Genomic DNA, 21,747 nt, shown 5'->3' on the forward strand with positions numbered 1-21,747 from the left:
GAGGTTGTGCCGGAACGGGGAGGATGCGTCATGAGGTTGCCGAAGGACATCGGCGGGCTGATTCGGTTCGACGAGGCGGTGCGGGGGCCGCTGCGGACGGTCGCGGAGTGCTTCGCCGAGCACCCCGGCGCGGTGCCCGACGGCGTCGGGGCGATGGTGATCATCGGCGGGGTGTGGGTCGAGGGGTACGAGGAGGAGAAGGTCCTGCTGGACCGGGACACCGGACTGGTCCATACGGCGACGTTCTACGAGAACCCCACCGAAATCGGCGAGTTGGAGCTGCTGGCGCCCGACCTGGACGCCCTGGTCGCGCTCGGCGGGGCGCTGGAGGAGTTCCGGCTGGGCGAGGGGGAGTTCGCGCCTCTGAAGGGGCGTTACGGCCCCGAGGCGGTGTCCCGGCTGACCGCTCTGCTGGTGGAGAGGGTGGCCGAGTGCGACCCCGAGCTGCTGGAGGTCGCCGACGGGGTCTCGGCGTTCTGGAGCGTGGCGGCGCGGGTGCGCCCGCTGAGCCACGCCGCGGGGCCCGGCAAGGACGGCCTGCGCCTCGCGCTGCCGGACGGCATGCTGGAGCGCGCGTTCGGCACTGACGCGGTGGTGCGCTTCGAGGAGAAGGACCTCCCCGACGCCCTCACGCACGCGCCCACCCGCCGCTTCCTGCTGGAACACGGACTGCCCGAGGACGACGGCATGTTCCGCCTGGACCGCGCCGAGCCGCTGCGCCCGCTGGCCGAGTACTACGCCTACGACGAGGACCCCCGCCACGGCGAGGGCAGCCGCCTCCCGGAGGGCGCCGAGGGCCTGGTGCGCCTGGGCTACCTCGTCGAGGACGCCGACCTGGTCGTGGAGGGCGCCACCGGCCGCGTACTGGGCTGGTTCGCCGTCGAGGAGGAACTGGAACCGGTCAACACCGACGTCTCCACCCTCGCCTTCACCCAGTGGCTGATACACACCGTCCAGACCCTGGACGACCACTACGCCCTCAGCGCCACCACCTACCCCATCCTCGCCGCCACCGCCACCGAGGTCCTGCGCACCGCCGACCCCACCGCCTGCGAAGTCACCACCACCCCGGCCTCCACCCCCAGTTGGCGCTACTGGCCGGAAACCTTCGCCGACGAGTCGGCCGGCGTACTGGAAGCCCCGTAGACCCCAACACGAAGGCGGCCCCCACGAAAGTGGGGACCGCCTTCACGGAGCCCACACAGAGGCCGTGATCGGAATCGAACCGACGCTGTGTTTTCCCGGGGGGTAACCCCCGAACCCCCAGCCGGGGGCGCGCCGGACGATGCTTGCCAGAGGCCGTGATCGGAATCGAACCGACGTAACTCGCTTTGCAGGCGAGCCCCTGAGCCACTCGGGCACACGGCCGTGTTGAGGTGTTGTCCTGACCTTAGGCCGCGGGGCGGGGGGTGTGGCAAGGGGGCGTGCGGGGCTGCCATGTGGTTGCAATGCGGGGTTAATGTCCGGGGGAGTGGGGGGTGTCGCGTACGGCGAGCAGGCCGTTGAAGACGCCGACGTACGCCGTGCCGTCGGGGCCCAGGGTGATCGGCGCCCAGCTGTTGTCGTAGCCGGGACCGGTGCCGGTGAGCTGCTTGAACTGGGTGCGGCCGGTGCGGAAGTCGACGGCGGTGAGGTACCAGGCGTCGATGCCCAGGCGGTTCGGCTCCTTGGTGTAGAAGTACAACAGGCCGTTGGCGGTGGAGAGTTTGGCGACGGTGGAGGGGGAGCGTTCCGCGCTCTGCCACACCACGTCGCAGCCGCTGCCGTCCGCGCGGATGTCGATCCGGGTGACGCCGCCGGCCACCGACCTCCCGGCCAGCAGGGAGGTGACGTTCTCGTAGCCGTAATTGTTCTCGACCACCAGGCTGTTGCCGTAGCCGATCAGCGAGTTGTCCGTCGTGGAGGCGCCCGGGCCGAAGACGGGGATCTTGCACACCAGGCGGCGGTCGGCGGCGGACGGCGCGCGGTCGTAGACCAGGACGTGCATGCGGTCGTCCGCGTTGTCGGTGATGGCGACGTACTCCCGCCCGCCCGTGCCCAGCAGGGTCGGGGTGGTCCCCGAGCCCTGGCTGACCGAGCCCGGCTTGCCGCCCGTACCGCGGTCGTAGCTCTCGCGCCACTGGACGCGCGGGGTGCCGTCCGCGTCGGCGCGCAGGCTGTACAGGGCGTGGTCGGAGACGACCGAGACGCCGTCGCGGGCGGCGGAGAAGCTGTTCTGGATCTCCTCGCCGGGCAGCCGCACCGAGCGCACCGCACCGGTGCCGGGCGCGATGGTGCCGATCCGGCCCTTGCGGGTCACCCACCACACCCGGCCGTCCCAATCAGGCTGCACGGAGGTGACCGGGTCGCAGTCGCCCTTGGGGTACAGGTTGGTCCAGCCGACGCAGTCGTGCGGCACGTACGGCGTCAGATCCCAGTCGTCCACGACCGTGAACCGCCAACTGCCCTCCGCCGTACGGGAGTGCGCCAGGCGCAGCACATGCTGGCGGGAGTCGGCCAGGACGACCCGGTCCTGGTCGTCGAGGTAGAAGTACGCCCCGCCGGAGGTGTCCTTGAAGATCTTGGAGAAGTCCAGCCGGGTGATCGCCTCGACGCTGGAGGGCCGCTGCGGCAGCCGGTACTCGGCGAGCGTGGCCAGCGAGCGCGGATCCAGCAGCTTGAGCCGGAACCCCTCGAAGGTGCCGCAGACCGTCAGCAGCCGCCCGCCCGCGTCGAAGGTGACCGTGGCGCACTCGCCGCCCAGCACCGCCATCCGCTCGCTGCGCACCGCGGGCCCGGCGCCCAGCGGCCCGGGATAGGGGTGCGTGTCGCTGCTCGCGCCGTCGCCGTGCATCCCGGCCCGGCCGTTGGGTGCCAGGTACGGGTGCTGCGGCGGCGCCTGATCCCCGGGCAGGGGCCGGGCCGTACCCGCGGCGCCCTCGTACTGCGGCACCAGCCGATGCCCCGGCGTCTTGGGGATGGAATCCGCCCGGGCGCCCTGCGCGGGCCCGAGGACCGCCAGCAGCGCGAGTGCCCCCGCCGCGATCGCCGCTCTCGCCCGCCCGCCAACTCTCCGGTACGACATGGGAGTTACCTCATCCGTCGGTGACGGCCGACGAGGCTAGGCCGGGGCCGTACAGGAGTCCATGCCCGCTCGCACCCCGCCACGCGGAGTTCATCCACCCACCCCGCGCCTTTCGGCCACCCCAGTGCTCCGCGGGCCCGTGGGGGCCGGTCGCGCAGCTCCCCACGCCCCTTACAGGCTGACCCCCTCACTCCACCGACCGCAGGAACTCCTCCACCACAGGGCCGAACAGCAGCGGTTCATCCACCCACGGGTAGTGCCCCACCTCGTGCAGCGGCCGTACCCTGCCCGCCGGGAAGGACGCGGCGACCAGCTCGCCCGCCCGCATGCCGGTCACCGCGTCCCGGTCCCCGGTCACCACCAGCACCGGGCAGTCCACTTGTGCCAGTCCCGCCAGCAGCGCACGCCGCGCCTGTTCGTCCACGCCCTGCCAGAACCCGGCCCGCGGCACGGGCCCCAACTGCCCGCCCTCGGCCGCCGCATGGGCCTGCTGCGGCTCATCCCACCGGGCGTACGCGAGCGGCGCCGCGCGCAGCAACTGCTCCCGCACCTCCTCCATGTCGTCGCTCTCCACCAGCCGCTGCACCGCCACCGAGGCCTCGGGCCACCACTGCTCGTGCATCCGCGACTCGAAGATCTGCCGGGCGTCGTCGGGCAGTTCGCCCTGGAGCCGGGAGCCCGGGCACACCAGCACGAGCCGGGTCAGCCGCTGCGGATACATCGCCGCGTACGCCTGCGCGGTGGCCGCCGCCGCGTCGTGCGCCAGCAGCGCGAACCGCTCAAGACCCAGATGCGCCCGCAGCGCCTCCAGGTCCTCGGCCAGCCGCGGGAAGGCGTACTGCGCCGGGTCCTGCGCGGCGGGGGAGTCGCCCGTACCCCGGCTGTCCGGGACGATCAGCTCCCGCTCGCGGGACATCCCGCCCAGATCCCCCAGGTACGCGGCGTCCCGCCCCGGCCCTCCGGCCAGGCACACCAGCGGTGGCAGCCCGGAGCCTTCGGGGCCCAGCGTGCGGTAGTGGAGTTCGCTGTCGTCGTACGAGCGATAGTGCGGCATACCCGCCAGCTTGCCCCACCGCCCGCGCAAGGCCTCCGGACGTAGGCCCAACGGCCGAGCGCGGACCCGTCGCACGACAGGCGCGTAACGCCGTATCGGCTCTTACGCTGGCCGTCATGACCGCCGACGACCGCGCCGACACAGCCGCCCCGATATCCCTCGCGCCCACCCTGCCCGGGCAACGGGACACCGCGCCCCAACCGCACGAGGGCGTGCTGGGCCGCAGCCACCGGGCGCTGACCTTCGGGATCATCTCCGTCGTCTCCCTCATCGCCTTCGAGGCGAGCGCGGTCAACACCTCCATGCCGATCGCCGCCGACGCCCTCAACGGCATCGAGCTGTACGCCTTCGCCTTCTCCGCCTACTTCACGGCGAGCCTGTTCGCCATGGCGCTGTCGGGGGAGTGGAGCGACCGCAGCGGCCCGCTCGCGCCGCTGTTCACCGGCATCGCCACCTTCGGCGCGGGCCTGGTGATCGCGGGCTCGGCCCAGCAGATGTGGATGTTCGTGGCGGGCCGCGGCGTACAGGGGCTGGGCGGCGGCCTGGTGATCGTCTCCCTGTACGTCGTCGTCGGCCGCGCCTACCCCGAGCGGCTGCGCCCTTCGATCATGGCCGCCTTCTCCGCGGCGTGGGTGCTGCCCGTCATCGTCGGTCCGCTCGTCGCCGGATCGGTGACCGAGAACCTGGGCTGGCGCTGGGTCTTCCTCTCCATCCCGGTCCTGGTCCTGCTCCCGCTGGCCGTGATGCTGCCCGCCCTGCGCAAGCTGCCGCGCCCGACGGGCGCCACGGCGCTGAACCGGCGCCGCATCCTGCTCGCGCTCGCCGCGGCCGCCGGGGCCGGGCTGCTGCAGTACGCGGGCCAGGACCGCAGCTGGGCCGCCCTGATCCCGGCCGCCGCCGGGCTGGCCCTCCTGGTGCCGGCCATCCTGCGCCTGCTGCCCAGGGGCACCTTCCGCGCGGCCCGCGGACTGCCCTGCGTCGTCCTCGTCCGCGGCCTGGCGGCCGGCTCCTTCCTCGCGGCGGAGAGCTTCATCCCGCTCCTCCTGGTCAGCGACCGCGGCCTGTCGGCCACGATGGCCGGGCTCTCGCTCACCGCGGGCGGGCTGACGTGGGCCCTTGGCTCGTACACCCAGAGCAGGCCCCGCCTGGAGCCGTACCGCGAGCGGATCATGGGCCTGGGCATGCTCTGCATCGCCCTCGCGATCCTCATGGCGCCGCTGGCGCTGATCGACGCGATGCCGGCCTGGATCGTCGCCCTCGCCTGGGCGATCGGGGGGTACGGCATGGGTCTGACGATCTCCAGCGGCAGCGTGCTCCTGCTGAAGCTGTCCCGCCCGGAGGAGGCGGGGATCAACTCCGCGTCCCTCCAGGTCTCCGACGCGCTCGGCAACATCGCCTTCGTGAGCGCCTCGGGCGTCCTGTTCACCGCCTTCGGCGGCGGCTCGGTCGCCCTCGGCGCCGCGGCCTCCGGTGCGGCCCACACCCCCGCCTTCCTCGCCGTCTTCACGGCCATGGCCCTCACGGCCCTGTCCGGCGCCGCCGCATCCACACGCCTCGCCCCGCGCCCGGCCGACGCCGCGTAACCCCCCCCGCCGCCGCGCGCCCGCCCCCCCGGCCCAGCCGGGAATCTCGGCGGCTCCGCCCCCTCGTCCTCAATCGCCGGACGGGCTAAATATCGCTCCGCTCGTCCTCAAACGCCGGACGGGCTGGGGGTGCGGGTCTTGCCCCGGAGTCAGCGTCGGCCGGTGGTCGCTTCGCTCGTCCTCAAGCGCCGGACGGGCTGGGGGTGCGGGTCTCGCCCCGGAGCCAGCGCCGGCCGGTGGTCGCTTCGCTCGTCCTCAAGCGCCGGACGGGCTGGAAGGTGCGGGTCTCGCCCCTGATGCCCGCGCCCGCCGGTGGTCGCTCCGCTCGTTCGTCCTCAAGCGCCGGACGGGCTGTGAATGGTGCCGGCCTCGGGGTGTCGGGGTGTCGGGGTGTCGGGATGGAAGATGCCGCCCGCAGACGCTGGACCGGCGGAAGGGGACGTACCGGGGGGTGTCCCCGCAGAGATTCAGGCGCGACTCCCGGCTCACCTTGCCTGAGAGGTGAGCGCGCCGACCGAGGAGACACCCCCCGGTGCGGCCCCGACCCCGTACACAGGGCGTGCGCAGCCCAGCACGGGCAACAACTCGGCCACGGTGGGCAGCGCGGCACTCAGCGCCGAAACCCACGGGTACGGCGGCGACGCGGCACTCAGCGCCGAAACCCACGGGTACGGCGGCGACGCGGTACGCAGCGCCGAAACCCATGGGTACGGCGGCGACGCGGTACGCAGCGCCGAAACCTTCCCCGGTCGGCCGCAGCGCACTCGCAACACGACCCCCGCCGCGAAACCCGAGGCCACAGCGTCGCGATGGGCATCGTCGGTCACAAGGCCCCCGCCAGGGGTAGGCTTGCGCGGTTGCCGATCGCCGAGCCAGCCCGACGGAGACCGTGACTACCACCACCAGCGCCACCAACAACCACCACCTGTCCCCCGCCTTCCCCGGACGGGCCCCGTGGGGTACCGCGAACAAGCTGCGCGCCTGGCAGCAGGCGGCGATGGACAGATACATCCAGAGCCAGCCCCGCGACTTCCTGGCCGTCGCGACGCCCGGCGCGGGCAAGACGACCTTCGCACTGACCCTCGCCTCATGGCTGCTGCACCACCACGTCGTCCAGCAGGTGACCGTGGTCGCACCGACCGAGCACCTGAAGAAGCAGTGGGCCGAGGCCGCCGCCCGGATAGGGATCAAGCTGGACCCGGAGTACAGCGCGGGCCCGCTGGGCAAGGAGTACCACGGCGTAGCCGTGACGTACGCGGGCGTCGGCGTACGCCCCATGCTGCACCGCAACCGTATCGAGCAGCGCAAGACGCTGGTCATCCTCGACGAGATCCACCACGCCGGTGACTCCAAGTCCTGGGGCGAGGCGTGCCTGGAGGCGTTCGAGCCGGCCACCCGCCGCCTCGCGCTGACCGGCACTCCCTTCCGCTCCGACACCAACCCCATCCCCTTCGTCACCTACGAAGAGGGCAACGACGGCATCCGCCGCAGTGCCGCCGACTACACCTACGGCTACGGGAACGCCCTGAGCGACGGCGTCGTCCGCCCGGTGATCTTCCTCTCGTACAGCGGCAACATGCGCTGGCGCACCAAGGCCGGCGACGAGATCGCCGCGCGCCTGGGCGAGCCGATGACCAAGGACGCGGTCTCGCAGGCCTGGCGTACCGCCCTGGACCCGCGCGGCGACTGGATGCCGAACGTGCTGCGCGCCGCCGACCAGCGCCTGACCGAGGTCCGCAAGGCGATACCGGACGCGGGCGCGCTGGTGATCGCCTCCGATCAGGAACAGGCCCGTGCGTACGCGAAGTTGATCCGCGAGATCACCGGCCAGGGCGCCACCCTGGTGCTGTCCGACGACAGCGGCGCCTCCCAGCGCATCGACGACTTCTCCAGCTCCGACGACCGCTGGATGGTCGCGGTCCGGATGGTGTCCGAGGGCGTCGACGTCCCGCGCCTGGCGGTCGGCGTCTATGCCACCACCATCTCCACCCCCCTCTTCTTCGCCCAGGCCGTCGGCCGTTTCGTACGCTCGCGCAAGCGCGGCGAGACGGCCTCGGTCTTCCTGCCCACCGTCCCGATGCTGCTCGGCTTCGCCAACGAGATGGAGGTCGAGCGCGACCACGTCCTGGACAAGCCGAAGAAGGACACCGAGGAAGATCCCTACGCCGAGTCCGAGAAGGAGATGGACGAGGCCAACAAGCAGCAGGACGAGGACACCGGCGAGCAGGAGCAGTTCTCCTTCGAGGCGCTGGAGTCCGAGGCGGTCTTCGACCGGGTGCTGTTCAACAGCGCCGAGTTCGGTATGCAGGCCCACCCCGGCAGCGAGGAGGAGCAGGACTACCTCGGCATCCCCGGGCTGCTGGAGCCGGACCAGGTGCAGCTGCTGCTGCAGAAGCGGCAGGCCCGCCAGATAGCGCACAGCAAGAAGAGGCCGGACTCCGAGGCCGATCTGCTGGAGCTGCCGGCCGAGCGCCGCCCGGTGGTCACGCACAAGGAGCTGCTGGAGCTGCGCAAGCAGCTGAATACGCTGGTGGGTGCGTACGTCCACCAGAGCGGCAAGCCGCACGGCGTGATCCACACCGAGCTGCGCCGGGTGTGCGGCGGCCCGCCGAGTGCGGAGGCGACCGCCGGACAGCTGCGCGAGCGGATCAAGAAGGTCCAGGAGTGGGCGACACGGATGCGCTGACACCGGCGGCACCAACAGAACCAACAGAACCAACAGAACCGGCGGCACCGGCCCACCGGACTCCGGCCCACCGCTGACGCTCCCGCGAAGGGCAGCACCTCCTCACGAGGTGCTGCCCTTCGTCACGCCTGGCGGAACTCCGCCCCACACCCCGGGGACCTAGCCCCCGTTTCATGGCAGAACGGACTTCGATGGCCCGGATTCTGGACGGAGTCTTCCGCTCACCGGACTGGCTCGCTACTGTCCCGGTCACGCACACGCCCCGTGGCAGCGCCGCCGCGGAGCGCAGCCGGTGCCAAACGGCCGGCGGCCTCTTGCGCGCGCTGCTCTGGGACCAGCAGCGCCACACGCGTCACAGAAGCCGCCACTCACCCGAGGAGGGGGCGTCGTGACCGCGGAGACCTCCCAGACGCTCGACCGAGGACTGCGCGTCCTCAAGCTGCTCGCCGACACCGACCACGGCCTGACCGTCACCGAGCTGTCCAACAAGCTCGGCGTCAACCGGACCGTGGTCTACCGTCTGCTCGCGACCCTGGAGCAGCACGCGCTGGTACGCCGCGACATCGGCGGCCGGGCGCGGGTGGGCCTGGGCGTGCTGCGCCTGGGCCGCCAGGTGCACCCCCTGGTGCGGGAGGCGGCGCTGCCCGCGCTGCGCTCGCTGGCCGAGGACATAGGGGCCACCGCCCATCTCACGCTCGTCGACGGTACGGAGGCGCTCGCCGTCGCCGTCGTCGAGCCGACCTGGACCGACTACCACGTCGCCTACCGCGCCGGCTTCCGCCACCCGCTGGACCGGGGCGCGGCGGGCCGGGCGATCCTCAAGGCCCGCCAGGGCCGGGTCGAGGACGCCGGACTGGCCCTGACGCACGGGGAGTTGGAGGCGGGGGCCAGCGGGGCCGCCGCGCCGCTGCTCGGGGTGAGCGGCATCGAGGGGAGTGTGGGCGTGGTCATGCTCGCGGACTCGGTGCCCGAGCGCGTCGGCCCGCGGGTGGTCGAGGCGGCCAGAGAGGTGGCCGACGCCCTGCGCTGAACGGCGGGCTCCGCGGCGTACGGCCCCCAGCCGTACGCCTCCGAGCGCTCCCCGAACCCCCGGGCCCCCGGGCCCCCGAACCCCTGCGCCCCGAACCCCTCGATCCCCTCGATCCCCCCGATCCCCCCCCGAGCCCCCCGAGCCCCCTGGGACGGGTGGTAAACCGGAGCAGGTCATTTAGGGTGGCGGGGTGTCTTCTCGCGCCCGCGCCCTGGCGGTCTGCTCCGCCCTCGTCATCGCGCTCCTCGCCACCGCGGCCTTCGCGCCGCTGCCGTTCTCGGTCGCCTACCCCGGGCTGACGGCGAATGTCCTGGGGGCCGACAAGGGCAAGCAGGTGATCACGATCAGCGGTGCCCCGACCCGTAAGGCCAGCGGGCAGCTGCGCATGGTGGCGATCGTGGCCACCGGGCCGGACGCCACCGTCCGCTTTCCGGACGTCGCCCGGGCGTGGTTCGCCACCGACCAGGCGGTGATGCCGCGCGACTCCGTCTACCCCGTCGGCGACAACTCCGAGGAGATCGCGGAGCACAACGCCGACCAGATGAAGCAGTCCCAGAACACCGCGGTCCAGGCCGCGCTGGGCTACCTGAACAAGTCCGGCAAGGACCTCAAGATCGACCTCAGCCTGGGGACCGTGGGCGGCCCCAGCGCGGGCCTGCTGTTCTCGCTGGGCATCATCGACAAGCTGGCGGGCGACGGCAAGGGCGGCGACCTGACCGGCGGCCGTACGATCGCGGGCACCGGCACCATCAGCCCCGACGGCAAGGTCGGCGCGGTCGGCGGCGTCCCCCTGAAGGTCCAGGCGGCCGGGCGCGACGGTGCCAGCGTCTTCCTCGTCCCCAAGAACGAGTGCTCCGACGCCCAGGCCGAACTCCCCTCCGGCGTACGCCTGATCCCCGTCACCACGCTCTCCGGCGCGGTGGACTCCCTCAAGGCCCTCAAGTCGGGCGGCCAGGTCCCCACCTGCTGACCCGTACCTGGGCCCCGCCCGGACCTCCTCACCCGGGACCTCCTCACCCTTCCCGGATGAACCCCTCCTTGACCAGCCACTCCTTCGCCACCTCGTGCGGGTCCTGCCCGTCCACATCCACCTTGGCGTTGAGGCTCTGGGCGACGTCGTTGTCGAGCGCCTTGGTGACAGGGTCGAGGACGGCGGCGATGCGGGGGTACTTCTTCATGGTCGCGGCGTTCATCTCGGGTGCCGCGTTGTAGTTGGGGAAGAAGTGCTTGTCGTCGGCGAGCACGTTCAGCCCCATGGCCTTGATGCGGCCGTCGGTGGTGAAGACCTCGCCGAAGGTGCAGGCGCCGCCCTGGGAGGTCTCGGTGTAGACGACGCCGCCGGTCATCTTCTTGATGTGGGAGGAGGGGATCTTCATGCCGTACGCCTTGGCCATGCCCGGCAGCCCGTCGTTGCGCGCGGCGAACTCGTTCTCCACGCACAGGGTGACCGCGCCGGGGTTCTTGCGCGAGAGCTCGGCGACGTCGGAGAGGGTCTTGACGCCGTACTTGCGCTGGTTGGCGTCGTTCAGGGCCAGCGCGTAGGTGTTGTTGAGCGAGGAGGGCGGCAGCCAGACGATGCCGTTCCTGGCGTCGGCGTCCTTGACCGCCTGCCACTGCTTCTGCGGGTCGGTGATCGGCTCGGTGTGGCCGAGGTGGGTGATCCAGCCGGTGCCGGTGTACTCGTACATCCCGTCCGCCGTACCGGACTTGACCGCCTCGCGGGCGCCGATGGTGCCCTGGATGTTGGTCTTGTCGATGACGGTGGCGCCGGCCGCCTTGAAGACCAGGCCCATCATCTGGCCGAGGATGATGTTCTCGGTGAACTCCTTGGAGGTGACGGTCAGTTCGGCGCCCTCCAGCGGCTTTCCCTGGGCCCCGGCCCGTCCCGGCTCGACGTCGTCGGTCATCGGGCTGCCGCTGACCAGCCCGCAGCCGCTCAGGGCCAGGGGCGCCAGCGCCAGCAGGACGCCGGTGGCGGCGGCGACCGCCCGGTGGGCGCGGTTGCGCGAGCGCATCATGCCGTACCCTCCAATCCCCTTGGCCGCAGCATGAGTTCGGCCAGCGAGGCCAGCCAGTCCACCAGCAGGGCGAGCGCCACGGTCAGTACGGACCCCAGGACCAGCACCGGCATCCGCTGGGTGATGATGCCGGCCGAGATCAGATCGCCCAGGCCCCCGCCGCCGCCGAAGGTGGCTAGTGTCGCGGTGCCGACGTTCAGGACCAGCGCGTTGCGTACGCCCGCCAGGATCAGCGGTACGGCCAGCGGGAGTTCGACCTTGGCCAGCACGCCCAGCGGCGACATGCCGATACCGCGGGCGGCCTCGGTCAGGGTCGGGTCGATGGCGTTCAGACCGGCGATGGTATTGGCCAGCACCGGCAGTACGGCGTAGATGACCATGCCGATGACGGCGGCCTTCTCGCCGATGCCGAGCCAGATGACCAGCAGCACCAGCAGACCCAGGGCCGGGATGGCCTGGCCGAGGTTGGCGAAGGCCATCGCGATCGGCGTGGCCTTGCGGAGCTTGCTGCGGGTCAGCGCGATGCCGAGCGGGATGGCGATGACCAGGACCAGGACGGTGGAGATCGCGGTGAGCTGGACGTGCTGGCGCAGCGCGATCCACACCTTGCCGTCGTCGACCGCCTGGTGGGCGATGGAGTCCAGGTGGGCGCCGCGGAACCACAGCCAGGTGGCGAGCAGCGCGGCCGCCAGCACCGCGGGCAGCACGACGGCCTTCTGCCAGGTGATACGGCGGGGGAGCCTGGCGGAGGGGGCCGCGGCCGCCTCGTGGGCTCCGGCTGCCTCGGCGGCCTCGTCGCCGTATTCCAGCTCCGGGTCCGGCTCGTCGCGGAAGGCCAGCCCGCGCACCTCGTGCTCGCCCGGCGGCCGCTCGCCGGGCTGCGGCGTGCCCCGGCCGCGCGGACTCATGCCGGGCCTCCTTGCGCCGTGCCCGCGCCGTCGGTGCCCGCCACGCCCTCCTGCTCCATGTGCGTGTGGTGCGCGCGCTGTTCCTCCAGCTGGTGCTGGTGCTCCACGGCCTCCAGCCGGTCCGCCTCCAGCAGTTCGTGGACGTTGTTCATCAGCGTCTCCATGTCGACCACGCCGATGTACTCGCCGCGCCGCCCGGTGACCGCGACCCGGCCCGCGTTGTCGGTGAGCACCGCCTCCAGGGCGTCGCGCAGCGTCGCGTCGCGGGTGACCGTGTCGTGCACGAGGGTGCCGGCGCGCGCCAGGGACCCCTTGGCGCGCATCAGATCGCCGCGCCGCAGCCACTTGTACGGGCGCCGGTGCCGGTCCAGCAGCAGCACCTCGTTGGTGGAGCCGGAGCGCAGCAGGTCGAAGATGTTCTGCAGCGGGTCGTCCACCTGGGCGGTGGGGAAGTCGACCACGCCCACGTCCCGTACGCGCGTCAGGTTCAGGCGCTTGAGCGCGGCCCCCGCGCCCACGAACCCGGAGACGAAGTCGTCGGTGGGGTTGGTGAGGATGGCCTCGGGGGTGTCGAACTGGGCGATGTGCGAGCGCTCGCGCAGCACCGCGATGCGGTCGCCCAGCTTGATGGCCTCGTCGAAGTCGTGGGTGACGAAGACGATGGTCTTGTGCAGCTCGTGCTGGAGGCGGATCAGTTCGTCCTGGAGGTGGTCGCGGGTGATGGGGTCGACCGCGCCGAAGGGCTCGTCCATCAGCAGCACGGGCGGGTCGGCGGCCAGCGCGCGGGCCACTCCGACGCGCTGCTGCTGGCCGCCGGAGAGCTGGCGCGGATAGCGGCCGCGGAACTCGCCCGGGTCCAGCCCGACCAGGTCGAGCATCTCCTCGACCCGGGCGGTGATACGGGACTTGGACCAGCCGGTCATCTTCGGTACGAGCGCGATGTTCTGAGCGACCGTCATGTGCGGGAAGAGCCCGGAGGACTGGATCGCATAGCCGATCTTGCGCCGCAGCCGGACGGGGTCGATGTCGGTGACGTCCTCGTCGTCGATGCGGATACGGCCCGAGGTGGGCTCGATCAGCCGGTTGATCATCTTCAGGGTGGTGGACTTCCCGCAGCCGGAGGGCCCCACGAAGACGACCAGCTCGCCCGCTTTGATCTCCATGTTGACGTCGTCCACCGCGGGGCTGGGGTTGCCCGGGTAGCGCTTGGTGAGGTTCTCCAGCTGGATACTGGCGCCAGACGTCGTGGATGCGGCGGACGCGGCGGCGGGCTCGGTCACTTCGGTCGTGTCGGCCGTCTCAGGCACGGATCCCCCTCGGGATGGTCAGGCGTCCGATGAGCACGTACGCGGCGTCGAAGAGCAGGGCCAGGACCACGATCCCCAGCGTTCCCGACAGGACCTGGTTGAGCGCGTTGGCGCTGCCAAGGGAGGCGATGCCGCGGAAGATCTCGTTGCCGAGCCCGGGGCCCGAGGCGTAGGCGGCGATCGCCGCGATGCCCATCAGCATCTGGGTGGCGACCCGGATGCCGGTGAGGATCGGCGGCCAGGCCAGCGGCAGTTCGACCTTGACGAGGCGGGCGATACGGGACATCCCGATGCCCTTGGCGGCGTCGACCAGGGACGGGTCCACCCCGCGCAGGCCGACGATGGCGTTGCGCACGATGGGCAGCAGCCCGTACAGGGTCAGTGCGATCACCGTGGGCGCGACGCCCAGTCCCACGACCGGGATCAGCAGACCGATCATGGCCAGCGAGGGGATGGTCAGGATCGTGGCGGTCGTGGTGGTGGCGAGGTTGCCCGCCCATTCGCTGCGGTAGGTCAGCACGCCGATCAGCACGCCGAGCACGGTGGCGATCACCATGCACTGGAAGACGGCGCTGGCGTGCTGGTACGTGTCCGTCAGCAGCTGGGCGTGCCGGTTGCCGACGTACTCCCAGAAGCTCACCTGATGCATCTCCTCGGTCAGTCGCCCGAAGCCTGCTTGACCAGCGGGATGATCCGCAGCGGAACCGGATTCTCCATGACGATCGCCGTGGAGGCCCGCACGATGCCATCAAAGCCCACAACCCGGTCGATCACACGCTGCAGATCGGCGTTGGAGCGGGCGACCAGGCGGCACAGCATGTCGCCGTGCCCGGTGGTGGTGTGCAGTTCCAGCACCTCGGGCACGGACCTCAAGTGGGTGCGGACATCGGCTCCTTGGCCCTGTTTGATCTCCAGGGTGGCGAAGGCGGTGACGGGGTACCCGAGCGCCGCGGGGTCCACCTCCGGGCCGAATCCGCGAATCACTCCATTCGACTGAAGCCGTTCCAGGCGCGCCTGTACGGTCCCGCGGGCCACGCCCAGGCGGCGGGAGGCCTCCAGGACACCGATGCGGGGTTCGTGCGCGAGCAGTGCGATGAGCCGGCCGTCCAAATGATCGATCGCCATGGGCTGTCTCCCCGAAAACGGTGGGCATCCTGTACACAACGCCCGGCGATACTGCCGGATCGCTATGCATAATGCCCACTCGAAACGCAAACTATTGCGCACCTTGTGGATCGGAGGGAGCCTGCCGCCATGACTGAGACCCTTGATGGCACCCCCGGTACCGCGCGGCAGGCAGACCCCTTCCCGGTGAAGGGGATGGACGCGGTCGTCTTCGCCGTCGGCAATGCCAAGCAGGCGGCCCACTACTACTCGACGGCCTTCGGCATGAAGCGGGTCGCCTACTCCGGACCGGAGAACGGCAGCCGCGAGACGGCCAGTTACGTACTGGAGTCCGGCGCCGGCCGCTTCGTGTTCACCTCCGTCATCAAGCCCACCACCGAGTGGGGCCGCTTCCTGGCCGACCACGTCGCCGCCCACGGCGATGGAGTGGTCGACCTGGCGATCGAGGTGCCGGACGCCCGTGCCGCGTACGCCTACGCCATCGAGCACGGCGCCACCGGCCTTCAGGAGCCCTACGAGGCCAAGGACGAGCACGGCACGGTCGTGCGCGCGGTGATCGCCACCTACGGCAAGACCCGGCACACCCTCGTCGAGCGCTCCGGATACGACGGCCCCTACCTGCCCGGCTTCGTGGCCGCCGCCCCGCTGGTCGAGCCGCCGGCCAAGCGCTTCTTCCAGGCCATCGACCACTGCGTGGGCAATGTCGAACTGGGCAAGATGGACGAGTGGGTGGCGTTCTACAACAACGTCATGGGCTTCACCAACATGAAGGAGTTCGTCGGCGACGACATCGCCACGGAGTACTCGGCGCTGATGTCCAAGGTCGTCGCCGACGGCAAGCGCAAGGTGAAGTTCCCGCTCAACGAGCCGGCCATCGCCAAGAAGAAGTCGCAGATCGACGAGTACCTGGAGTTCTACGGCGGCCCCGGCGTCCAGCACATCGCGCTGGCCACCAACGACATCGTCTCCTCGGTACGGGCCATGCGGGCGGCCGGGGTGGAGTTCCTGGACACCCCCGACTCCTACTACGACACCCTGGGCGAGTGGGCGGGCGAGACCCGGGTGCCGGTCGAGACGCTGCGCGAGCTGAAGATCCTGGTCGACCGCGACGAGGACGGCTATCTGCTGCAGATCTTCACCAAGCCGGTCCAGGACCGCCCCACCGTCTTCTTCGAGATGATCGAGCGGCACGGCTCGCAGGGCTTCGGCAAGGGCAACTTCAAGGCCCTGTTCGAGGCGATCGAGCGGGAGCAGGAGAAGCGCGGCAACCTCTGATGCCCTGAGGCGACAGCCTCTGACGCCCCGAGCGCCGTCACCCCCGCCGCACGGCACCGCGGCCCCGCCGGACCCTGACCCGGCGGGGCCGCGGTGTCTGCGCGGGGAGCGCACGGCGGTTTTCCCGCGGCCCGCGGTCGCATTCGCGTCGTATCCCCGCCGCCGGAAGATTCTTGGCCGGTCTCTCTTGCCGTCGCACGCCCCTGTTGCGTCAATGGGCAGCACCGCACCCGACTGACCGTCAGAAACCGTGCCCGGCACGACAGTCGGGCCCCCGGCGCAAGGGAAAGGCATGCGATGAGACGTGAGCAGCTCGGCATCGGTATCGCCGCGGCGGCGGTGGCCCTGGCCGCCGGCGCCCTCGCCCTGGCCCCGGCGGCCGCGGCCAGTGGCGCCGCCGCCACCGCGACCGCCTCGTACGACTGCGGCTCCTTCGGCAGCGGCCAGGCCACCCTGACCGCCACCAGCAGCGGTACGGACGCGAGCATCACCCTGTCCACCTCGGCCATCAAGGCGCCGGTCGAGCTCGCCGAGAACTCCATCACCTCCCGGCTCACCCTCGCCAGGAGCGGCGCCGGCACCACCGACTTCACCGGCACCGCCAACCCCGCGATGGCGGTCGGCGACGACATCGCCGTCGGCCCCCTGAAGGGCACCGTCGCGCCGGGCGACAGCCTGGACTCCTTCCTGCCGGGCCCCGGCCAGGACTCGCTGACGATCTCCGTCCTGGGCGTCACGGTGACCTGCGACGCCACCTCGCTCCAGTCGCCGGGGCCGTTCACCTTCTGAAGGCCCGGAAGCCGAACGGGCCTATGGCTCCAGCCCGTACAGGCGCGCCCTGGTCCGCTTCACGTCCTCCTCCGAGGGCGGCCGCGGGGCCGGGGCGAAGCCGCGGGCGCCCCAGTCGCCGGTGAGCAGCGAGAGCGCCACATCGTTCCTGGCCAGCGCCGTGGTGTCGGCGGCCGGGACGCTCTCCGGCGCGTTCGGGTCCAGCCCCAGCCGCACCTTGTAGCACGTGGCGCAGGTGGCCGGATCCGGTACGTAGGACAGCGTCACGTTCCGGGCCCGGCCCACATTGGCGAAGGCCACCCCGCCGTCCGGGCGCACCGGATAGTTGATGTTCAACGCCGTGCCGGTCGGCAGGAGTTGGCCGCCGCGCGCCGTCGCGGCGAGCCGGTCGACCACGCGCACCGCGAAGTCGGTGGCCCGACCGACGGAGGGGAACGGGTTCTGCGGATCGCGCGGGTCGTAGTCCACGCTCACCGCCAGCGCCGGTACGTCCCCGTCCCCCGCGGCGACCGTCGCGCCCACCGTCCCGGAGTGGTTGGCGGCGGGCCCGGCGTTCGCGCCGGGGTTGACGCCGGAGACCACCAGGTCGGGGCGGCCGCCGGGCCGGCCGGCGAAGGCGTGCTGGACGCCGAAGGCGACGGCGTCGCCGGGGGAGCCGCCCACCGACCAGATGTCCGGCTCCACCTCCTGCGCGCGCAGCGAGGCGTTGGGGGTGAAGGTCATGCCGGTGCCGCGCCCGGACATGTTCTCGCTGGGCGCCACGATCACCGCGTCGTGCCCGGCCTTGCGCAACGCGGCCTGCAGCCCACGGAGATAGGGGTGCTGGTAGCCGTCGTCGTTGCTGACCAGGATGCGCAGGCCGGGCGCGGCGCGCTCCTCGGGTGCGGCGGGCTGCCCCAGCGCCGTGGGCCCCGCCCCAGCCACCAGCGCGCCCGTCGCCGCGACGGCCCCGGCCAGTGCGACTGCTCTTGTGCGTACGGGATTCGACATGGGTCACCTTCCTGGTGCGGATCAGTGACACGGAAACCGGACGAGAGCCCGCGCACCGTAGAGCTGACATACCGCGATGGGAAGGCGTACAAGTCCTCCTCGCCCTCCCGCCACAAACCCCGCGCAAGGGGAGGAGACGGTTCCCGGAGATCTTCCGTGCCGGGCCTGCGGGTGCGAGGCTGGGGCCATGGACCTCATCGCACGTCTGCGCGACGCAATCCCCGAGGACGCGCTGCTCACCGACCCCGATGTCACCAGCGCCTACGCCCACGACATGGCGAGCTTCTGCGCGGCCGGCACGCCCGCGGTGGTCGTGCTGGCGCGCACCGTCGAGCAGGTCCAGCACGTGATGCGCACCGCCACCGAACTCGGCGTGCCCGTCGTCCCCCAGGGCTCCCGTACGGGCCTGTCGGGCGCCGCCAACGCCTCCGACGGCTGCATCGTGCTCTCCCTGGTCAAGATGGACCGGATCCTTGAGATCAACCCCGTGGACCGCATCGCGGTGGTCGAGCCGGGCGTCATCAACGCCGTGCTGTCCCGCGCGGTGGGCGAGCACGGCCTGTACTACCCGCCGGATCCCTCCAGTTGGGAGGAGTGCTCCATCGGCGGCAACATCGGCACCGCCTCCGGCGGCCTGTGCTGCGTCAAGTACGGCGTGACGGCCGAGTACGTCCTCGGCCTGGACGTCGTCCTGGCCGACGGGCGGCTGCTGACCACCGGCCGCCGCACCGCCAAGGGCGTGGCCGGCTACGACCTCACCCGCCTGTTCGTCGGCTCCGAGGGCAGCCTCGGCATCGTCGTACGCGCCGTCCTCGCCCTCAAGCCCGAGCCGCCCCAACAGCTCGCGCTGGCCGCCGAGTTCCCCTCCACCGCCGCCGCCTGCGAGGCGGTCTGCGAGATCATGGCGCGCGGCCACGCCCCCGCCCTGCTGGAGCTGATGGACCGTACGAGCGTCCGCGCCGTCAACGACATGGCCCACATGGGCCTGCCCGAGACCACCGAGGCGCTGCTGCTGGCGGCCTTCGACACCCCCGACCCGGCCGCCGACCTCGCGGCCCTGGGCGCCCTGTGCGAGGCGGCCGGCGCGACCCAGGTCGTCCCCGCCGAGACCGCCGCCGAGTCCGATCTGCTGCTCCAGGCCCGCCGGCTCACCCTCACCGCCCTGGAGCGGGTCAAGGGCACGACGATGATCGACGATGTGTGCGTACCCCGCTCGCGGCTGGCCGCCATGCTGGAGGGCACCGCCGCCATCGCCGAGAAGTACGGCCTGACCATCGGGGTCTGCGCCCACGCCGGCGACGGCAACACCCACCCCACGGTCTGCTTCGACGCCTCGGATCCGGACGAGTCCCGCAGGGCCCGCGAGTCCTTCGACGAGATCATGGCCCTCGGGCTGGAGCTGGGCGGCACCATCACCGGCGAACACGGCGTCGGCGTACTGAAGAAGGAGTGGCTGGCCCGCGAACTGGGCCCGGTCGGGCTCCAGTTGCACCGCGAGATCAAGCGGGTCTTCGACCCGCAGGGGCTGCTCAACCCCGGCAAGCTGTTCTGACCGGCGACGGCGGGCGGTTCCGGGGGCGGCGGCGGCCCGGTTAGGGTCGCTGACCATGGAAGCAGCACTGCCGATCGCCGCCGTCGTCCTGATGGCCGTGATCTTCTTGTCCCTGTCCGTCGACGGCCACAAGAAGAACGTCGAACGCCGCCTGAAGCGCATGGAGCACAAGGTCGACCTGATCCTGGAACACCTGGGCATCGAGGAGGCGCAGGACCCCGCCCTGCGCGAAGTCGACGCGCTGTGGCACCAGGGCAAGAAGGTCCAGGCCATCAAGCGCTACCGCGAGATAACCGGCGACGGCCTGGCCGAGGCCAAGGAGGCCGTCGAGCGGCGCACGGGTGGCGCGTTGTAGCCGCTGCGACACCCCTGCCGTGTGGCCGGGCGGGGCGCCGGGGCAGAGGATGGCCCCAGGGTCTGTCGTCACCGTCCCGCCTGCCCGGCGGGCGGACGACGGGGCGGTGACGACAGCCCCCGGCACGCGCCGTGTACGGACACCAGGGAGCGATGCAGCGATGGCAGGTACCTCACAGACCGCGGGCCCGGACACCTACGACGTCGTGGTGCTGGGCGCCGGGCCGACCGGCGAGAACCTCGCCGACCGCGCGCACGCCCACGGGCTGAGCACGGTGATCGTGGAGAGCGAGCTGGTGGGCGGCGAGTGCTCGTACTGGGCGTGCATGCCCAGCAAGGCGCTGCTGCGGCCGGTCGCCGCCCGCGCGGACGCCCGGCGCGTCCCCGGGCTGCCCGAGGCGGCGTCCGGCCCGCTGGACGCCCCCGCCGTCCTCGCCCACCGCGACGCGTTCGCCTCGCACTGGAAGGACGACGGCCAGGTCCAGTGGCTGGACTCGGCCGGCATCGAGCTCGTACGCGGAAAGGGCCGGATCGCCGGTCCCCGCACGGTCGTGGTCGACGGGCGCGAGCTGACCGCCCGGCACGCCGTCGCCGTCTGCACCGGCAGCCGGGCCGTGCTGCCCGACCTGCCGGGCCTGCTGGAGGCCCGCCCGTGGACCAGCCGCGAGGCCACCAGCGCCCAGTCCGTCCCGCCGCGCCTGGTGATCGTCGGCGGCGGTGTGGTGGGCGTGGAGATGGCCACCGCCTGGCAGGCGCTGGGCTCGCAGGTCACGCTGCTGGTGCGGGGCGCCGGGCTGCTGCCCAGGATGGAGCCCTTCGCCGGCGAACTGGTCGCGGGCTCCCTGGCCGAGGCCGGTGTGCTGCTGCGCACGGGCGTCTCGGTGGCCGGAGTGCGCCGCCCGGCGCTGGAGGGCCCGGCCACCGTCGAGCTGGACACCGGCGAGGAGATCGTCGCCGACGAGATCCTCTTCGCCACCGGCCGCGCCCCGCGCACCGAGGACCTCGGCCTGGAGACGGTGGGCCTGACCCCCGGCTCCTGGCTGGAGGTCGACGAGAGCTGCCGGGTCACGGGAGTGCAGGGCGGCTGGCTGTACGGCGTCGGCGACGTCAACCACCGGGCGCTGCTGACCCATCAGGGCAAGTACCAGGCCCGGATCGCGGGCGCCGCCATCGCCGCGCGCGCCCGTGGCGTACCGATCCTGGAGACCGACCGCTGGGGCGCGCACAGCGCCACCGCCGACCTCGCCGCCGTACCCCAGGTCGTCTTCACCGACCCCGAGGCGGCCTCGGTCGGGCTGACGGCGGCCGAGGCCGAGCGGGCCGGCCACCGCATCCGCGTCGTCGACCACGATCTGGGCGCGGTCGCGGGTGCCTCGCTGTACGCCGAGGGCTACCACGGCCGCGCCCGCATGGTCGTCGACCTGGACCGCGAGGTCCTCCTCGGCGTCACCTTCGTCGGCCCCGGCACCGCCGAACTCCTGCACTCCGCAACCATCGCGGTGGCCGCCGAGGTCCCCGTCGAGCGCCTGTGGCACGCCGTCCCCGCCTACCCGACCATCAGCGAGATCTGGCTGCGGCTGCTGGAGGCGTACCGGGGCTGAGGGTGTGCCGGGCCGGTACGGACGCTCCCGCTGCCTACGCGAGATCCCCGAAGTCCCCTGCCAGGGCTGCCGCCAGGCGCAGGTAGGGGACGGCCTCCGCGTCGCGGCCCTGGCGCTGGAGGGTGCGGCCCAGCATCAGGTGGGCGTACTCCTCCGACGGGTCGCGCTCCAGCACCGTGCGCAACTCCTCTTCCGCGCGCCACAGTTGGGCGGAGTGGTAGTAGGCGCGGGCGAGCAGCAGACGGGGCGCGAGGAGGCCGGGGGCCTCGGCGACGAGGCCGTGCAGGATGTGCGCCGCGGTCGTGTAGTCCTTGGCGTCGAAGAACAGCCGGGCACGGTCCCAGCGCTCGGCGGCGGTCCCGTGCGTGTAGTACGTGTCGGTCATGGCTGCGTCAACGCAAGCTTTTGGTT

19 protein-coding genes and 1 tRNA gene are annotated in these 21,747 nt (G+C 72.0%); 10 read left to right on the forward strand and 10 right to left on the reverse strand.

From position 1 onward, the window contains the following. Window positions 1-30 precede the first annotated feature (30 nt). The gene (locus AC4IJH_RS12300; RefSeq protein WP_490851662.1) at window positions 31-1,146 is read left to right on the forward strand and encodes an SUKH-4 family immunity protein; all 1,116 of its coding nucleotides are present in this window, start codon (window positions 31-33) and stop codon (window positions 1,144-1,146) included. Between the two features lie 150 nt (window positions 1,147-1,296). On the opposite strand, the gene AC4IJH_RS12305 is transcribed toward AC4IJH_RS12300, so the two are convergent. The 3 genes from AC4IJH_RS12305 to AC4IJH_RS12315 form a co-directional block, all read right to left on the reverse strand. Then, window positions 1,297-1,368: transfer RNA gene (locus AC4IJH_RS12305), tRNA-Cys, on the reverse strand. 88 nt (window positions 1,369-1,456) lie between these two features. Next, entirely contained in the window at window positions 1,457-3,064 is a 1,608-nt protein-coding gene (locus AC4IJH_RS12310; RefSeq protein WP_490851663.1) for a hypothetical protein, read from the reverse strand. Between the two features lie 187 nt (window positions 3,065-3,251). Next, on the reverse strand, window positions 3,252-4,118 hold the full coding sequence (locus tag AC4IJH_RS12315; RefSeq protein ID WP_490851664.1) for an alpha/beta fold hydrolase: 867 nt from the start codon (window positions 4,116-4,118) through the stop codon (window positions 3,252-3,254). A 116-nt stretch (window positions 4,119-4,234) separates the two neighbouring features. On the opposite strand from AC4IJH_RS12315, the gene AC4IJH_RS12320 reads away from it, so the two are divergent. The 4 genes from AC4IJH_RS12320 (at window position 4,235) to AC4IJH_RS12335 (ending at window position 10,387) form a co-directional block, all read left to right on the forward strand. Next, on the forward strand, window positions 4,235-5,701 hold the full coding sequence (locus tag AC4IJH_RS12320) for an MFS transporter (protein WP_490851665.1): 1,467 nt from the start codon (window positions 4,235-4,237) through the stop codon (window positions 5,699-5,701). Between the two features lie 889 nt (window positions 5,702-6,590). After that, entirely contained in the window at window positions 6,591-8,387 is a 1,797-nt protein-coding gene (locus AC4IJH_RS12325; RefSeq protein ID WP_490851666.1) for a DEAD/DEAH box helicase, read from the forward strand. A gap of 388 nt (window positions 8,388-8,775) precedes the next feature. Beyond that, a complete protein-coding gene (locus tag AC4IJH_RS12330; protein ID WP_490851667.1) occupies window positions 8,776-9,417 on the forward strand; it encodes an IclR family transcriptional regulator in 642 nt (213 codons plus the stop codon). A gap of 190 nt (window positions 9,418-9,607) precedes the next feature. Next, on the forward strand, window positions 9,608-10,387 hold the full coding sequence (locus AC4IJH_RS12335; protein ID WP_490851668.1) for a S16 family serine protease: 780 nt from the start codon (window positions 9,608-9,610) through the stop codon (window positions 10,385-10,387). 43 nt (window positions 10,388-10,430) lie between these two features. On the opposite strand, the gene AC4IJH_RS12340 is transcribed toward AC4IJH_RS12335, so the two are convergent. From AC4IJH_RS12340 to AC4IJH_RS12360, 5 genes are read right to left on the reverse strand one after another with little or no spacing between them, the layout of a single operon-like run. Then, a complete protein-coding gene (locus AC4IJH_RS12340; protein ID WP_490851732.1) occupies window positions 10,431-11,432 on the reverse strand; it encodes a glycine betaine ABC transporter substrate-binding protein in 1,002 nt (333 codons plus the stop codon). Then, window positions 11,432-12,343 (reverse strand): ABC transporter permease, encoded by a 912-nt coding sequence (locus tag AC4IJH_RS12345; RefSeq protein ID WP_490851669.1) that lies wholly within the window; start codon window positions 12,341-12,343, stop codon window positions 11,432-11,434. Before AC4IJH_RS12345 ends, AC4IJH_RS12340 begins: the two co-directional genes overlap by 1 nt. After that, window positions 12,340-13,623: a betaine/proline/choline family ABC transporter ATP-binding protein gene (locus AC4IJH_RS12350; protein WP_490851733.1), complete on the reverse strand. Its 1,284-nt coding sequence runs from the start codon at window positions 13,621-13,623 to the stop codon at window positions 12,340-12,342. Before AC4IJH_RS12350 ends, AC4IJH_RS12345 begins: the two co-directional genes overlap by 4 nt. A gap of 19 nt (window positions 13,624-13,642) precedes the next feature. Further along, the gene (locus AC4IJH_RS12355; RefSeq protein WP_490851670.1) at window positions 13,643-14,290 is read right to left on the reverse strand and encodes an ABC transporter permease; all 648 of its coding nucleotides are present in this window, start codon (window positions 14,288-14,290) and stop codon (window positions 13,643-13,645) included. 17 nt (window positions 14,291-14,307) lie between these two features. Continuing rightward, entirely contained in the window at window positions 14,308-14,775 is a 468-nt protein-coding gene (locus AC4IJH_RS12360) for an Lrp/AsnC family transcriptional regulator (protein ID WP_490851671.1), read from the reverse strand. Window positions 14,776-14,904: 129 nt separating this feature from the next. Here AC4IJH_RS12360 and hppD point away from each other — a divergent pair, with 129 nt between their 5' ends. Both hppD and AC4IJH_RS12370 read left to right on the forward strand, forming a co-directional pair. After that, window positions 14,905-16,050, forward strand: coding sequence for a 4-hydroxyphenylpyruvate dioxygenase (hppD, locus tag AC4IJH_RS12365; protein ID WP_490851672.1), 1,146 nt, complete (start codon window positions 14,905-14,907; stop codon window positions 16,048-16,050). A gap of 297 nt (window positions 16,051-16,347) precedes the next feature. After that, window positions 16,348-16,839 carry a hypothetical protein gene (locus AC4IJH_RS12370; protein WP_490851673.1) on the forward strand — a complete coding sequence of 164 codons (492 nt, stop codon included), beginning with the start codon at window positions 16,348-16,350 and terminating at the stop codon, window positions 16,837-16,839. Between the two features lie 21 nt (window positions 16,840-16,860). Here the strand turns inward: AC4IJH_RS12370 and surE are convergent, their stop codons facing one another. Beyond that, window positions 16,861-17,829: a 5'/3'-nucleotidase SurE gene (surE, locus tag AC4IJH_RS12375; protein ID WP_490851674.1), complete on the reverse strand. Its 969-nt coding sequence runs from the start codon at window positions 17,827-17,829 to the stop codon at window positions 16,861-16,863. Window positions 17,830-18,016: 187 nt separating this feature from the next. Between surE and AC4IJH_RS12380 the strand changes: the two genes are divergently transcribed. From AC4IJH_RS12380 to AC4IJH_RS12390, 3 genes are all read left to right on the forward strand, one after another. Further along, window positions 18,017-19,381 carry an FAD-binding oxidoreductase gene (locus AC4IJH_RS12380; RefSeq protein WP_490851675.1) on the forward strand — a complete coding sequence of 455 codons (1,365 nt, stop codon included), beginning with the start codon at window positions 18,017-18,019 and terminating at the stop codon, window positions 19,379-19,381. 55 nt (window positions 19,382-19,436) lie between these two features. Continuing rightward, complete coding sequence (locus tag AC4IJH_RS12385) at window positions 19,437-19,736, forward strand: ribosomal protein L7/L12 (RefSeq protein WP_490851676.1); 300 nt, start codon at window positions 19,437-19,439, stop codon at window positions 19,734-19,736. A 160-nt stretch (window positions 19,737-19,896) separates the two neighbouring features. Further along, entirely contained in the window at window positions 19,897-21,336 is a 1,440-nt protein-coding gene (locus AC4IJH_RS12390) for a dihydrolipoyl dehydrogenase family protein (RefSeq protein ID WP_490851677.1), read from the forward strand. Window positions 21,337-21,370: 34 nt separating this feature from the next. On the opposite strand, the gene AC4IJH_RS12395 is transcribed toward AC4IJH_RS12390, so the two are convergent. Further along, window positions 21,371-21,721 carry a tetratricopeptide repeat protein gene (locus tag AC4IJH_RS12395; protein WP_490851678.1) on the reverse strand — a complete coding sequence of 117 codons (351 nt, stop codon included), beginning with the start codon at window positions 21,719-21,721 and terminating at the stop codon, window positions 21,371-21,373. Window positions 21,722-21,747: the final 26 nt, after the last annotated feature.

It is taken from the genome of Streptomyces sp. UF-297 (assembly GCF_058245575.1).

Bases quoted from the DNA above. Each gene is read 5' to 3' on its own strand.
- AC4IJH_RS12370 (WP_490851673.1), top strand. From the start codon at position 16,348: ATGAGACGTGAGCAGCTCGGCATCGGTATCGCCGCGGCGGCGGTGGCC.
- AC4IJH_RS12360 (WP_490851671.1), bottom strand. From the start codon at position 14,775: ATGGCGATCGATCATTTGGACGGCCGGCTCATCGCACTGCTCGCGCAC.
- AC4IJH_RS12385 (WP_490851676.1), top strand. From the start codon at position 19,437: ATGGAAGCAGCACTGCCGATCGCCGCCGTCGTCCTGATGGCCGTGATC.
- AC4IJH_RS12390 (WP_490851677.1), top strand. From the start codon at position 19,897: ATGGCAGGTACCTCACAGACCGCGGGCCCGGACACCTACGACGTCGTG.
- AC4IJH_RS12300 (WP_490851662.1), top strand. From the start codon at position 31: ATGAGGTTGCCGAAGGACATCGGCGGGCTGATTCGGTTCGACGAGGCG.
- AC4IJH_RS12345 (WP_490851669.1), bottom strand. From the start codon at position 12,343: ATGAGTCCGCGCGGCCGGGGCACGCCGCAGCCCGGCGAGCGGCCGCCG.
- AC4IJH_RS12380 (WP_490851675.1), top strand. From the start codon at position 18,017: ATGGACCTCATCGCACGTCTGCGCGACGCAATCCCCGAGGACGCGCTG.
- hppD (WP_490851672.1), top strand. From the start codon at position 14,905: ATGACTGAGACCCTTGATGGCACCCCCGGTACCGCGCGGCAGGCAGAC.
- AC4IJH_RS12320 (WP_490851665.1), top strand. From the start codon at position 4,235: ATGACCGCCGACGACCGCGCCGACACAGCCGCCCCGATATCCCTCGCG.
- AC4IJH_RS12310 (WP_490851663.1), bottom strand. From the start codon at position 3,064: ATGTCGTACCGGAGAGTTGGCGGGCGGGCGAGAGCGGCGATCGCGGCG.
- AC4IJH_RS12340 (WP_490851732.1), bottom strand. From the start codon at position 11,432: ATGCGCTCGCGCAACCGCGCCCACCGGGCGGTCGCCGCCGCCACCGGC.
- AC4IJH_RS12395 (WP_490851678.1), bottom strand. From the start codon at position 21,721: ATGACCGACACGTACTACACGCACGGGACCGCCGCCGAGCGCTGGGAC.
- AC4IJH_RS12315 (WP_490851664.1), bottom strand. From the start codon at position 4,118: ATGCCGCACTATCGCTCGTACGACGACAGCGAACTCCACTACCGCACG.
- surE (WP_490851674.1), bottom strand. From the start codon at position 17,829: ATGTCGAATCCCGTACGCACAAGAGCAGTCGCACTGGCCGGGGCCGTC.